General features: G+C 63.6%; 14 protein-coding genes. 9 read left to right on the forward strand and 5 right to left on the reverse strand.

Going from position 1 to position 13,439, the window contains the following annotated elements; all coding sequences use genetic code 11:
- The first annotated feature begins 2 nt into the window (after positions 1–2).
- On the forward strand, positions 3–476 hold the full coding sequence (gene ruvC, locus ACI5KX_RS03215; protein ID WP_406809233.1) for a crossover junction endodeoxyribonuclease RuvC: 474 nt from the start codon (positions 3–5) through the stop codon (positions 474–476).
- Here ruvC and ACI5KX_RS03220 read toward each other — a convergent pair.
- On the reverse strand, positions 468–1,514 hold the full coding sequence (locus ACI5KX_RS03220; protein WP_406809234.1) for a hypothetical protein: 1,047 nt from the start codon (positions 1,512–1,514) through the stop codon (positions 468–470). The genes ruvC and ACI5KX_RS03220 overlap by 9 nt on opposite strands.
- 69 nt (positions 1,515–1,583) lie before the next feature.
- On the opposite strand from ACI5KX_RS03220, the gene ACI5KX_RS03225 reads away from it, so the two are divergent.
- Positions 1,584–1,931, forward strand: a complete 348-nt coding sequence (locus ACI5KX_RS03225) for an arsenate reductase (protein ID WP_406809235.1) — start codon at positions 1,584–1,586, stop codon at positions 1,929–1,931.
- Positions 1,913–2,962, forward strand: coding sequence for a glycerophosphodiester phosphodiesterase family protein (locus tag ACI5KX_RS03230; protein WP_406809236.1), 1,050 nt, complete (start codon positions 1,913–1,915; stop codon positions 2,960–2,962). The genes ACI5KX_RS03225 and ACI5KX_RS03230 overlap by 19 nt, the downstream gene beginning before the upstream one ends.
- On the opposite strand, the gene ubiG is transcribed toward ACI5KX_RS03230, so the two are convergent.
- Entirely contained in the window at positions 2,959–3,699 is a 741-nt protein-coding gene (ubiG, locus tag ACI5KX_RS03235; RefSeq protein ID WP_406809237.1) for a bifunctional 2-polyprenyl-6-hydroxyphenol methylase/3-demethylubiquinol 3-O-methyltransferase UbiG, read from the reverse strand. The two genes, ACI5KX_RS03230 and ubiG, sit on opposite strands and share 4 nt — an antisense overlap.
- Before the next feature lie 79 nt (positions 3,700–3,778).
- Between ubiG and ACI5KX_RS03240 the strand changes: the two genes are divergently transcribed.
- From ACI5KX_RS03240 to purT, 4 genes are all read left to right on the forward strand, one after another.
- Complete coding sequence (locus ACI5KX_RS03240; protein WP_406811311.1) at positions 3,779–5,035, forward strand: aspartate kinase; 1,257 nt, start codon at positions 3,779–3,781, stop codon at positions 5,033–5,035.
- Positions 5,036–5,149: 114 nt separating this feature from the next.
- Positions 5,150–5,806 (forward strand): helix-turn-helix domain-containing protein, encoded by a 657-nt coding sequence (locus tag ACI5KX_RS03245; RefSeq protein WP_406809238.1) that lies wholly within the window; start codon positions 5,150–5,152, stop codon positions 5,804–5,806.
- A 276-nt stretch (positions 5,807–6,082) separates the two neighbouring features.
- A complete protein-coding gene (locus tag ACI5KX_RS03250) occupies positions 6,083–6,991 on the forward strand; it encodes a diguanylate cyclase domain-containing protein (RefSeq protein WP_406809239.1) in 909 nt (302 codons plus the stop codon).
- A gap of 70 nt (positions 6,992–7,061) precedes the next feature.
- Positions 7,062–8,240 carry a formate-dependent phosphoribosylglycinamide formyltransferase gene (gene purT, locus ACI5KX_RS03255; protein ID WP_406809240.1) on the forward strand — a complete coding sequence of 393 codons (1,179 nt, stop codon included), beginning with the start codon at positions 7,062–7,064 and terminating at the stop codon, positions 8,238–8,240.
- On the opposite strand, the gene ACI5KX_RS03260 is transcribed toward purT, so the two are convergent.
- Positions 8,237–8,725: a glycine zipper 2TM domain-containing protein gene (locus ACI5KX_RS03260; protein ID WP_406809241.1), complete on the reverse strand. Its 489-nt coding sequence runs from the start codon at positions 8,723–8,725 to the stop codon at positions 8,237–8,239. The two genes, purT and ACI5KX_RS03260, sit on opposite strands and share 4 nt — an antisense overlap.
- Positions 8,726–8,924: 199 nt before the next feature.
- Here ACI5KX_RS03260 and purU point away from each other — a divergent pair, with 199 nt between their 5' ends.
- Positions 8,925–9,785 carry a formyltetrahydrofolate deformylase gene (purU, locus tag ACI5KX_RS03265; RefSeq protein ID WP_406809242.1) on the forward strand — a complete coding sequence of 287 codons (861 nt, stop codon included), beginning with the start codon at positions 8,925–8,927 and terminating at the stop codon, positions 9,783–9,785.
- On the opposite strand, the gene ACI5KX_RS03270 is transcribed toward purU, so the two are convergent.
- Positions 9,782–10,171 (reverse strand): hypothetical protein, encoded by a 390-nt coding sequence (locus ACI5KX_RS03270; RefSeq protein WP_406809243.1) that lies wholly within the window; start codon positions 10,169–10,171, stop codon positions 9,782–9,784. The genes purU and ACI5KX_RS03270 overlap by 4 nt on opposite strands.
- Positions 10,172–10,273: 102 nt before the next feature.
- Positions 10,274–12,439: a PQQ-dependent dehydrogenase, methanol/ethanol family gene (locus tag ACI5KX_RS03275; RefSeq protein ID WP_406809244.1), complete on the reverse strand. Its 2,166-nt coding sequence runs from the start codon at positions 12,437–12,439 to the stop codon at positions 10,274–10,276.
- Positions 12,440–12,546: 107 nt separating this feature from the next.
- Here ACI5KX_RS03275 and ACI5KX_RS03280 point away from each other — a divergent pair, with 107 nt between their 5' ends.
- A complete protein-coding gene (locus tag ACI5KX_RS03280) occupies positions 12,547–13,434 on the forward strand; it encodes a dienelactone hydrolase family protein (RefSeq protein ID WP_406809245.1) in 888 nt (295 codons plus the stop codon).
- The last annotated feature ends 5 nt before the right edge of the window (positions 13,435–13,439 follow it).

Genomic DNA, 13,439 nt, shown 5'->3' on the forward strand with positions numbered 1-13,439 from the left:
CGATGATAATCCTCGGCCTCGATCCTTCGCTGTCCTGCACCGGCTGGGGCGTGATCCGGGCCGAGGGATCGCGCATCGCGCATATCGCCAATGGCCAGATCAAGACCTCCGCGCATGCGCCGATGCCCGACCGGCTTGCCGATATTCACCGCGCCATCGGCGGGGTCATCGCACAGCACCGTCCGACTCGTGCGGCGTGCGAAGAGGTGTTCGTCAACAAGAACCCGCAATCGACATTGAAGCTCGCCCAGGCGCGCGGCGTGGTGCTGGCTGCGTGCGGGGCGACCGGGCTCGAAGTGAACGAACACGCCGCGCGGCTGGTCAAGAAAGCGGTGGTGGGAACGGGCGGGGCGGAAAAGGCGCAGGTGCAGGCGATGCTCGGGATACTGCTTCCCGGCGCGGATATCGCCGGAGCCGATGCCGCCGATGCGCTTGCGGTCGCGATAGCCGACGCGCATCTCGCCCCGTCACGCTGATGAAATTCGGACCTCGCTGCATTCGGTCATGCGCCGGACCCTTTCTGCCATCACTCTTGCGACGACCAGCGTGGCCATGCGCGAGCCCCCGTCTATCTTGATCGAGCCGGCATCCACCAGCGCGTCGAATTCATCGCGGTAGCCGGCGATATCGGTCATCGTACCCACCACGCTTTCACCTATCACCGCCCTTGCGAATTTCAGTCCCTGGCCTTTCATGAAGCTCTCCGCCTTGTCGCTGGCATTGGCGACAGCATCCTCCCACAACTCCTCGACTTTTTCGGCAAGATAGTCACGATCCATCAGGTGCCGGGGCAATGCGGTTGTCGGAATTGCAAACCAAGCCTGTTCGCTTTTGCCGTCCTTCTCGACATGGATGACAAGGATTGCTGCAAAAGGCGTGATGCTTTCCTTCGCCTTTACTCCCATCGCTTTTTTCATTCCGGCCACCGCAAGCTTTTCGACCAGCGACGTGTCATCGGCGATCGTGCGTGCAAAGGTTTCTTCGCTCACTTCAATCAATTCCACCGCCTTCACGTCGGCTTTGAGCGGTGCCCAGATCGTCGGCCGGTCAGGTCGGAGAAGGAAGCTCCAATCCAAGAAATGATCTGGTTCGTCGCTGGCGCTATCGGCCTTTTTCACGAAAATCCTTTCGCCTGCGTCGTGCAAAGCCGCGTTGCAAAGGGGTGAGGTGAAATCGCGAACCCCTTCGGCTGTCTTGAGAGCCATTGTGAGGAAAACCGGAATGCTCTCGCCGGAATGATCGGGGAACAGGGAATCGATGAGCCTGCGTTTTCTCCATTTCACAACGGATTGCGCGGTCGCCACGATGATGATGAACGCGACGAAACCGGCAGCCATCGCGGCCAGAGCGCCCCAATCCTGTGCGAACCGCTCGTTTAGGTCGATGGCAAGAAAGAGGCCGAAGACCGGACCGACCAGCATCGCGCCCCAGATAATGATTTTGTTGCTGGATTCGAACGAATTGATTTGCGAGACAGCCATTGACCCCCCTGTCGGCCACATCGTTGCCAGCATTCGCGCTAAACTCAAGCGACCGCTTGCGAAGGGACGACAAGGCGGACGTATCCGTCAAGCGAGGAATGAATGAGTATCCACCTATACGGCATCCCCAATTGCGACACCGTGCGCAAGGCGCGCAAATGGCTCGAAGCGCGCGAGCTCGAATATGCCTTTCACGATTTCAAGCAGGAGGGTGCCGACCCGGCGAACCTCAAGGAATGGATTGCCGACAAGGGTCTCGATATCGTGCTCAACAAGCGCGGCACCACTTACCGCAAGCTTTCCGACGACGAGAAAGCGGCTGCGGGCGATCCTGATCGGGCGGTCGCCCTGCTCGTTCAGCACCCTTCAATGATCAAGCGCCCAGTGGCCGTGCATTCGGGCGGTACTTTGGTTGGATTCAAGGAAGAAGAATGGTCCGCAGCCTTTTGAGGAATTTGGCTCTGGGCGCGCTCGCCTGTGCGCTCGCCATTCCCGCGCCGCTCCTGGCGCAAGACGACCCCCTTGTCATCGCGCATCGCGGCGCCTCCGGCGACCGGCCCGAACACACGCTTGCCGCCTATGAGCTCGCGATCGAACAGGGCGCGGATTACATCGAGCCCGATCTCGTGGTGACCAAGGACCTCGTGCTCGTCTCGCGCCACGAAAACGAGCTGTCCGGCACCACCGATGTCGCGAGCCGCGAGGAATTCGAAGATCGCCGCCGCGACAAGATGATCGACGGGCAACGGGTGGCCGGCTGGTTCGCCGAGGACTTCACGCTCGCCGAATTGCGCACGCTGCGGGTCCGCGAACGCGTGCCGAGCGCGCGGCCCGCCAATGTGCGCTACAACGGGCTTTACCAGGTCCCGACATTTGCCGAGATCGTCCAGCTGGTGCGCGCCAAGGAAGCCGAGACCGGGCGCCGGATCGGGCTGTATCCCGAATTGAAGCATCCGACCTTCCTGCTCGAGGATTCGGGGATCGACATGGTCGACCTGCTGCTGAAGGAATTGCGCGATCTCGACATTGGACCGGACGACCCGATCTTCATCCAGAGCTTCGAGGTCGGCACGCTCCAGCGGCTCGACAAGCGCAGCGACTACAAGCTGGTGCAGCTGATCCATCCCGAAGGCGGGCCGGTCGACGAACCCGACATGCGCTATGCCGAGATGGTGTCGCAGACCGGTCTCGAAGAGATCGCCGCCTATGCCGACGGGATCGGGCCGTGGCTCGGCTATGTGCTCGATCCGGCGACGATGGAGGCGACATCGCTGGTTGCGGATGCGCATGCGGTCGGGCTGGAAGTCCACCCCTGGACCCTGCGCAAGGAAAACGGTTTCCTCCCCGCCACACTGCAAAGCACCGGCGGTCCGGCGGCCGATGGCGCCTATCGCCAGCTGTGGCAGGCCGCGATCGCCAGCGGCGCGGATGGATTTTTCACGGACAATGTGAGGGAATTCGTGGAGGTCGCAGGCGACTAGACGATACGCTGCGCGGCGAGGATGTAGTTCAGCGCCTCGTTGTCCGAGAGGTGGAGGCCCTTGCCGATGCTGAAGGATATCCCGCGCAGCTCGGTGACTTCGAGGCCGACCTCGGCGAGCAGATCCTCGAATTCCTCGGGCGTGATGAAGTCGTTCCAGTCGTGTGTGCCTTTAGGAACGTAACCGACCGCCTCGGCGGCGCCGACCAGCAGCAGGCGCGATTGCACCGTGCGGTTGGGCGTCGACATCACGAGCAGCCCGCCTGGTGCGAGCCGTGCCGCGACGTCCTTGAGGAATGCGCGCTTGTCGGCCACGTGCTCGATCACTTCGACGCTGGTCACAAGGTCGCACTGGCCGATATCGAGGCTCGCGACCTCGCCCGCCATGTAGCGGATATCGAGCCCGACCATCTCGGCATGGGTCGCTGCGACCGACACGTTCTCGGCGCTGGCGTCCACCCCCGTCACCTCGGCGCCCAGTCGGGCAAGCGGTTCACACACCAGCCCAGCGCCGCATCCGATATCGAGCGCGGTCTTGCCCGCGAGTGGCCTGATGCCGCGCGGATCGGTGCCCCAATGTGTGTCGACCGCTTTCCGGATGAACTCCATCCGCACCGGATTGACCTGGTGCAGCGAGGCCATCTTGCCCTTCGGGTTCCACCAGTCGCGCGCCAATCCCGAGAAGAACTCGGCCTCTTCCGGGCGGATGGTTACATTTGAGACGTTTGCGTTTCCCATCCACCCCCGTTAGCAGCGCGCGAAAGGTCTAACCAGCAGGAGAATCCTGGCTTTGGCCAAGAGTGGGCAACGTATCGTGATGAAATTCGGCGGCACCTCGATGGCGGGGACCGAACGGATTCGCCGCGTCGCCAATATCGTGCGCGCGCAGGCGGCGGGTGGAAACGAGGTCGCGGTCGTCGTCAGCGCGATGGCGGGCGAGACCGACCGGCTGGTCAATTTCTGCCGCGAGGCGAACGCGCTCTACGATCCCGCCGAATACGATGTCGTGGTCGCCAGCGGCGAACAGGTGACCAGCGGGCTGCTCGCGCTGACGCTGCAATCGCTGGGCTGCAAGGCGCGCAGCTGGCTCGGCTGGCAGATGCCGGTCAAGACGGTCGAAGCGCATGCCAAGGCGCGGATCGAAAGCATAGACGCACCCGAGATGGTCGCCAGCATGGAAGCGGGAGAGATCGCCGTCGTGCCGGGCTTCCAGGGAATTTCCGAGGACGGGCGGGTGACGACGCTCGGGCGCGGGGGGTCCGATACGTCTGCGGTCGCGGTCGCCGCGGCGGTGAAGGCCGATCGCTGCGATATCTACACCGATGTCGACGGGGTCTACACGACCGACCCGCGGATCGTCGCCAAGGCGCGCAAGCTGAAAGCGGTGACCTACGAAGAAATGCTCGAACTTGCGAGCGTCGGTGCGAAAGTGCTGCAGACCCGCTCGGTCGGGCTCGCGATGAAGGAAGGGGTGCGCCTGCAGGTGCTCTCCAGCTTCGTCGGCGACGATGCCGTTTCGGCGGACGAATTGCCCGGGACCATGATCGTCTCGGATGAAGAAATGGACGAATTGGTGGAGAAGGGCCTGATGGAACGCCAGCTTGTGACGGGGATCGCGCACGACAAGAACGAGGCGAAGATCATCCTCACCCGCGTGCCCGACAAGCCGGGCGCGGTGGCTCACATTTTCGAGCCGCTGGCGGATGCGTCGATCAATGTCGACATGATCATCCAGAACGTCGGTCGCGACAAGGGCGAGACCGACGTGACGTTCACCGTGCCGCAGGCCGACCTTGCGCGCGCTCAGGCGCTGCTCGAAGACAAGCGCGAGGACATCGGCTTCAACCGCATCATCACCGACAGCCAGATCGCGAAGATCAGCGTGGTCGGCGTGGGCATGAAGAGCCATGCGGGCGTTGCCAGCACGATGTTCCGCGCGTTGTCCGATCGCGGCATCAACATCCAGGCGATCTCGACTTCGGAGATCAAGGTCAGCGTGATGATCGACGAGGACGAGACCGAACTCGCCGTCCGCGTGCTCCACACCGCCTACGGGTTGGACGCGGTTGATTAACGCGCCTCATCCTGCGGCTCGCCGCGGGCGTTTGGTCGATATTAACCATAGCCGGTAGGACTTTCTTAAAGCAGCTAACCGGACTCATGGCGCTCCCAATCGGAGTTGCATGCCATGGTCATCAAAGCCCACCTCGATCCGGCCCCCAGCGTTCTCGACGAACGGCGCGAGCCGCGCCGCGCGCTGCACATAGAAACTTCCGGCGTCCTTCCGAGCGGGCTGGAGGCCAATGTCACCGTGCTCAACCTGTCGACGACCGGTCTGCTGATCGAAACCGATGTGCCGCTCGAGACAGGAGAGATGCTGGAGATCGATCTGCCCGAGATCGGGCCGGTCGAGGCCGAGATCATGTGGCAGAGCGATCGCCTGTCGGGTTGCGCCTTCGCCGACAGCCTGCCGAAGAGCGCGCTCGCGACGGTCGACTTGCAGGCCTTGCCGGCTTCCTCGCCGTCACACATTCCCCATTCGCCCGGCGAGCCCTTCGGGACGCGACTCAACCGGCTCCGGCGCGAACGGGGTCTGACCCTCGCCCAGGTTGCCGCATCGCTCGATGTCAGCAAGCCGACAGTGTGGGCCTGGGAAAAGGGCAAGGCCCGCCCGCTGCCCGAACGGATCGAGGCGATCGCAGAAGTGTTGGGCGTCTCGGTGGAGGACTTGTCCGAAAGCCGCGAGGGCGATGCCGGTCGCAGCGTTGTCGAGGATTGCCGCCTACGTATCGCCACGGCCTATGCCACGAGCCCTCAGAATATCCGGATCATGGTTGAGGTATAAAAACAACACACCCCATGTTTTACTCAACAACGGGACGAGTCGTTCCAAATTTATGGTAAACGAATTCTAGCGTTGATTCGTTTTTTAGTTCAGTAAACTGACTAGACTAACAATATAAAGCAGTCAATACCGGAACAGTAAGGGGAAATTTAGTTCCGGATGGTTGTGCGTTAGCTTACAGCTTGCCGAATTGAAGGCGGAAAGACAGGGGTAGGTCGCTAACGCCGGGGGCAATTCGGCATGAATATGGGTTTGAGTGATGTGGAAGGCCGTGTGTTGCACGGTCTTGTTCAAGAGGCTTCGGGTGACATTGTCGTAAGGCTGGACGCAGACGGCTTTATCGTATTCGCATCGGAAAACGTCGCGGATCTGGGGCATGATCTGACAGGGCTGCTGGTGATGCCGCATGTGGCGGATCTCGCCGCGCCGGAACACAAGTCTGCGCTCTCGCGCTTCGTCGAACAGGTGCTGAAGGGCGAAAAGCCCAAGAGCTGGTTCGAGTTTCCGGTGAACGTCCAGCCGCGCGGGGAGGATCCCGATCCCGAGGAATGCAGCCGCTGGTATGCGCTCAGCCTGCGCCGGATCGATTGCGATCGGGGCGAAGTGCAGGGCGCGCTCGGCCTGTTGCGCTCGATCCAGCACAAGCGCTCGCTCGAAGGCGAGCTGCACAGCCGCGCGGTCACCGATCCGCTGACCGGGCTTGCCAATCGCCAGGCGTTCTGCGCCAGCCTCCGCCGACATCTCGCGCATGGCGGCGGCGACATGATCGCGATGTTCGGGGTGGACCGGATGCGCGCGCTCTACATGCAATTCGGCCACCGCACCGCCGACGAGATCATGTGGGGCTTTGCCAAGTTCCTCGAGACCATGGCGTTGCCGGGACATGAGGTCGCACAGGTCGATAACGAGCGCCTTGCTGTCGCGCTCACCAACATGTCGCCCAAGGCTGCGCGCGAATGGGCCGAGGATGTGCTCAAGACCTTCTCCAGCCTCGCGCTGCCTTCGTCTTCGCGAGCGCCCAAACTTAGCGCGAGCGCCGGTCTTGCCCGGATCGAATGCACGGTCGACTGGACCCTGAGGCAGGCCGAGCTGGGCCTGGTCATGGCGCGCGCGGGCGGCGGCATGAAGGTGCGGCAATGCGGTTATCAGCGCGGGGCGGGCCACATCCACCAGGCCGCGGGCTAGACCGCGCGGTCGCGCCCGATCGCGGTGCAGCGTTTGGAGTTGCGCGCTGCTGGCGCTAAGCGCTTGGGCCATGGCTCACATTGCAACGATTCTCCTCCTCGGCTCGGGCGAACTGGGCCGCGAATTCGTCATCTCGGCCAAGCGGCTCGGCGCGCGGGTGATCGCCTGCGATGCCTATGACGATGCCCCTGCGATGCAGCTCGCCGATGCGCGCGAGGTGTTCTCGATGCTCGACGGCAAGGCGCTGCGCGCGGCAGTCGAGAAGCATCGCACCGATTATATCGTGCCCGAAATCGAAGCGATCCGCACCGAAGTGCTGGCCGATCTGGAACACGAAGGCTTCAACATCGTCCCTTCGGCGCATGCGGCGCAGCTGACCATGAACCGCGATGCGATCCGCGATCTTGCGGCGGGGGAACTCGGGCTGGTGACGTCGAAATACCGATATGCCGAGAGTTTCGAGGAAGTCGAGGCAGCGGTCTCGCACACCGGCTTTCCTTGCGTGATCAAGCCGGTCATGTCCTCCTCGGGCAAGGGCCAGAGCAAGGTCGAGGCTGAAGCCGAATTGCAGGCTGCATGGGACTATGCCGTCGCCAATATGCGCGGAGACCGCGCGCGGGTGATCGTCGAGGAATTCATCGATTTCGATTACGAGATCACGCTGCTGACGGTGCGGCACAAGCAGGGGATTTCGTTTTGCGATCCGATCGGACACCGTCAGGAACGCGGCGACTACCAGGAAAGCTGGCAACCCGCCGCGATGAGCCCGACGGCGCTGGGAAAGGCGCAGGACATGGCGGCGAAAGTCGTTGGCGCGCTGCAGGGCAATGGCCGCGGCTGGGGGCTCTACGGGGTCGAATTCTTCGTGCGCGGGGAGGAAGTGATCTTCTCAGAACTCTCTCCGCGTCCGCATGACACCGGCATGGTGACGCTGGTCTCGCAGGACCTGTCCGAATTCGACCTGCACGCCCGCGCTATCCTAGGCCTGCCGGTGCCTGCGGATATTGCCAGCTGCCCGGCCGCTTCGGCGGTGATCCTCGCCGACCGGGATAGTTCCAACTTCGTCTATGAGGGGCTCGGCGAAGCGCTCGACACTCTCGAGGATGTCGATGTGCGGATATTCGGGAAACCGGTGACACGGCCGTTTCGCCGGATGGGAGTCGCACTCGCGACCGCCGAGGATACGGATGAAGCCCGCCGCATCGCGGGGGATGCAGCGGGCAAGATCCGGATCGAGTATCGCGACTAGCGGCAGCGACCGCGGTCGATTTCGCGTCCGAGCAAAGCGCCGCCGGCTGCGCCGAGGACCGTGCCGAGCGTGCGATCGCCGCGCGTGTCGATTTCGCGGCCCAGCAGCGCACCGAGCGCCCCGCCGACGATCAACCCGGTCGTTCCGTCGCGCTTGCGGCAGTAGACCCGTCCGTCGCGTCCGCGCCACACCCGGGTGTCGCGATAGACCGGCTCGTAATAATCGTCATCGTCATCGTCGTAGTCGTAGTCGTAGTCGTAGTCGCGGTACCGCTTGGCGCGATGGCGGCGTTCCTTCCAGTATCGCTTCTCGGCCTTGCGCCGGTGTTTCCAGTAATCGTCGTCGTGATAGCCCGAGACCAATTCGCTCATCGCGCCGGTCTCGGCATGCGGCATGGCGGGTATCTCGACGGCATGGGCCGGTGCGGCGAGCACCGCGCTTCCCATCGCCATTCCGACTGCTCCCGATAGAATCATGTTTCTCATTGACCGTCTCCAGTTCTGCACCTGAGTCAGCTTTGGACCAAGTTTCCTGAACGGCCCGGATGCACGATTGTCAGGATTCGGAAAGCTGGGATGAACGGAATGCCTCTTGCGACGAACGCCGAATTCTTGCCGTTCGCTGCGTCGCCAATTAAGCGCGCTGGGATGGATTACCCGACGACCACGGCATCGCGGCTCTAGCATGGCAGACCCGTTGATCCTCACCCTGTCCTGCGCCGACCGTCCGGGGATCACCGCCCGGGTCACCGGCTTCCTGTTCGAGCGCGGGTGCAACATCCTCGACGCGCAGCAGTTCAACGACCGCTCGGACGAAGGCGACCGGTTCTTCATGCGCGTGGCGTTCGATCCGACCGGGACCGGCAGCGAGAGCCTCCGCGCGGATTTCGCGCGGCTGGCTTCGGAATACGGCATGGAGTGGAAGCTTGTCGCCGAGGACCGCCCGCGCCGGGTCATCATCATGGTCAGCAAGTTCGACCATTGCCTCGTCGATCTGCTGTATCGCTGGCGCACGGGCGAGCTGAACATCGATCCAGTGGCGATCATCTCCAACCATCCGCGCGGCGCGGCGATCAGGGTCGATATAGCCGACATCCCGTTCCACCACCTGCCGGTGACGAAGGAGACCAAGCCCGACCAGGAGGCCCAAGTCCGCCGGATTGCCGAAGAGACCGACGCCGAACTGGTGGTGCTCGCGCGCTACATGCAGATCTTCTCGGACGCGCAATCGGCGCATTTCGCCGGACGCTGCATCAATATCCACCACAGTTTCCTGCCCGGCTTCAAGGGCGCAAAACCGTATCACCAGGCGCATGAGCGCGGGGTCAAGATCATCGGCGCGACCGCGCATTTCGTCACCGCCGATCTCGATGAAGGGCCGATCATCCACCAGGATGTCGAGCGCGTCAGCCACGCCGACACCGCAGACGACCTCGTGCGCAAGGGCCGCGACATCGAGCGCCGCGTGCTGGCTGAGGCGGTGCGGCTGTTCGCGCAAGAGCGGGTCCTGCTCAATGGCGGCCGTACGGTGGTGTTCCGGCCCTAGGGCACGCCCTTGCGGATGTAGATCGGGTTGGGAATGCAGGGGCGCCCGTCTACCGGAGCATCATAGGCTGTCGACACCGGCGGTATGCGTCCATTGCTCCACCATGTCGTGATGTATCCCGCGCCGAGGTTCGCGGTGTAGGGGCAATAGGCGCTTGAATAGGCGGGCGCGGGCGGATTGTAGCGCGCCTGCCGGTCGCGCAGCCGCGCAAGCGCGGTGCGCTTTCGTTCGAGGCACACGCTGTCGTAGCCTTTGAACTTGCCTTCGCGGTCGTAGACCGAACATTGCTCGTAATCGCCGTCGGACAGTGTCTGGGCGGCAGCCGGCGCGGTAACGCCGAGTGTGCCCGCAAATGCCGCAGCCGCGAGCGTGATCGAAAGTCTCATGGAAACGTGTCTCCCCCGAGTTGCGTGACCCGGGAAAGCGCTAGACCCGCAGCATTTTAGCCTCGCTGAACTGAGTTGTTGTCTTCGAGCAAGGTTGGAGCGTCACCGCCGCGCCATCCTGTCCGCCGCAGCCTCCATCGCCTTGTCCTCATTAGCGCGCTGGATCACGTAGGCGCGGATCGCTTCGATTTCCTCTTTCGAAAGCGAGGGGGCGAAGCTGGCCATGCCGTTGTCCTTTAGGATGCCGTCATGCACCACCGCCTGCCACGCGGTCGGGTTTCCGAGCGTGCCCGAACGCCTGAGGTCGGGAAGCTCGGTCGATCCGACAGCGGCGGGGGCGTGACACACCGCGCAATAGCGCGCGTAATTCGCCTTGCCGAGCGCGATGGTCTCGGCGTCCGCCCGGCTCGGCGGGGGATCGAGCGGAAGGTTTGCCAATTCCGGCATCGGTGGCAGTTCGCCGTTCGCGCCGAGCTTGAACACCAGCAGGCGCGAGATGTTGCGCACCGGCCCCTGGCTGTTGATCAGGTCGCCATCGGCGGTGATCGCATAGGCGCCGCCCCAGCCGGCCAGCACCGCGACATATTGCTCCCCATCGACCGTATAGGTGATCGGCGGGGCGACGATCCCGGTCTGCGCTGGGAAGCTCCACAGCTTCTCGCCGCTGGCCGCGTCGTAGGCCGCGAACTCGCTGCCCGAATTTCCCTGGAACACCAGCCCGCCGCCGCTGGCGAGCAGCCCGCCGTTCCATGGTCCGGGGAATTCGACTGTCCAGCGCGCTTCCTGCGCCACTGGATCCCACGCCGTCAGCTTGCCCTTGACCGTGCCGTAAAGCTGGCGGCGGATGCCGAGATCGGGCGGAAGATCGCCCGCGCCGAGATCGTATCCGACATTGAAACCGCGCGCGCGATCGGGCTTCCAGTTCGCCTCGGGAGCATAGATCGTCGCCGCCTCGAATGCGGGGATGTAGACCAGCCCTTCGCCGGGATGATATGCCATCGGGTGCCAGTTGTGTCCTCCCAGCGGCCCCGGCATCACCATTGCCGGCTGGCCGGTCACGTCGATCCGCGTTTCGGGATTGAAGATCGGGCGACCGTTCGCGTCGATCCCGGTCGCCCAGTTCTGCGGGATGTACTCTTCGGCGCTGATGAACGCGCCGGTTTCCCGGTCGAGCACGTAAAAGAACCCGTTCTTGGGCGCCTGCATGAGTACCTTGCGCGGCGCGCCATCCAGTTCGATGTCGGCAAGGATGATGTGCTGGGTCGCGGTGTAATCCCACGTCTCGCCTGGTGTGGTCTGGTAATGCCAGACATATTCGCCGGTATCGGGCCGGATCGCGACGATGCTGGAGAGGTAGAGATTGTCTCCTTCGCCCTTGCCGTCCTCGCCCGGAGAGCGATAGGCGCGGTTCCACGGGCTCCCGTTGCCGACACCGATATAAAGCAGGTTCAGGTCGGGATCGTAGGCCATCGAATCCCACACCGTCCCGCCACCGCCGATGCCGTTCTCGCTGCCGAGGACGTCGCCGAACCATGTTTCGGACGCCCTTTGCAGGTATTCGGGATCGTCGGACGAATCGCCATCGGGCACGGTGTAGAACCGCCACAGTTCCGATCCGTCTTCGGCGGAATAGGCCGCGACATAGCCACGCACGCCGAATTCCGCGCCGCCATTGCCGATGATGACCTTGCCATCGATCACTCGCGGCGCGCCGGTGACGGTGTAGCTGCGTTCCGGATCGGTAGTCTGCACCGACCAGTTGACTTCGCCGGTGTCGCGATCGAGCGAGACAAGCCGTCCGTCGAGCGTGCCGAGGAACAGGCTGTTCCCCCATGCCGCAAGTCCGCGATTGACCGTATCGCAGCACGCCTTGACCCCGGTCTCGCCGGGCACCTCGGGATCGTAATCCCACAGCGGTGCGCCGGTCGCAGCGTCGTAGGCCTTCACCTTGCTCCATGCAGTGGTGAGGTAGAGCTTGCCATCCATCACCAGCGGCGTCGCTTCCTGTCCTCGCGCGGTGTCCATATCTGCGTACCACGCGAGGCCGAGGTCGCCGACGGTTTCGGCGTTCACCTGGTCGAGCGGGGAATAGCGTTGTTCCGAATAGGTCCGCCCGTGCGTGATCCAGTTCGCGGCATCTCCATCGGCGGCGAGCAGCATTGCCTGGGTTACGCCGCCTTCTTCGCCGCCGGAAAACAGCTCGCTGCACGCAGCGATCGAAAGCGCGCTCCACGCAAGGACGCCGAGCGCCCAGTTCCTGATTGTCATGCGGATCCCTCTCCCTATCCGCTTCCCATGTTGCCGCGTGCGGGAACGGTTGTCCATAACCACGCGTCTTCATAGAAACGCGAGATGTGCCAAGAGGAGATGCGGCAATGTGCGATGAGGCAAAACTGAAGAATTGGGCGAAGGACGCGATCAGCCGCAGGCAGTTCGGCGTACTGGCCGGCGCCGCGGCGGTCGTGGCCTGCGCTCCGAACGGGGGAGAGGCGACCGGAGAGAGCTCCGCAGGCTCGCGCTCGATGTTTTCCGATGCGGTCTCTTTCGCCACCGAAGACGGCACGATGGACGGTGTTCTCGTCTATCCCGAACAGGGCGAGGACTATCCGGCCGTGATCATGTGGCCCGATATCGCCGGCCTGCGCCAGTCGAAGATCGAAATGGCGATGCGGCTCGCGGCCGAAGGCTATGCGGTGCTGGTCGTGAACCCTTACTATCGCGATGTGCAGGGCGAGCAGTTTGCCGACTTCGCCGCCTTCATCGAGGCGGAGGGATTCCAGAAGGTCCGTCCGTGGCGCGAGAAGCTGACCGCCGAGGCGATCATGCGCGACGCCAAATCGATCGTCGCGTGGCTCGACGGGCAGGAGCAGGTCGATACGTCGCGCGGGATCGGCACGCAGGGCTATTGCATGGGCGGACCCTTCACCGTCTGGACCGCCGCTGCAGTCCCGGACCGCGTCAAGGCGGCGGCGAGCTTCCACGGTGGCGGGCTGGTGCGCGAGGACAACCCGATGAGCCCGCACAACGTGCTCGATCGGGCGCAAGCGAGCTTCCTGATCGCGGTCGCGCAGGACGACGATGCCGAGGATCCGCAGGCCAAGGCGACCTTCGCCCAGGCGGCCGACGATGCAGGGCGCCCCGCCAAGATCGAAGTGTATGCCGGAGATCACGGCTGGACCGTGCCCGACAGCCCCGCCTATGCCGAAGAGGCAGCGGAAAAGGCCTATGCCGACCTGCTGGAGCTCTATTCAGCGACGCTGTAATCCCA

Source organism: Erythrobacter sp. GH1-10 (genome assembly GCF_045363165.1).
In the GTDB taxonomy this organism is placed as follows: Bacteria; Pseudomonadota; Alphaproteobacteria; order Sphingomonadales; family Sphingomonadaceae; genus Erythrobacter.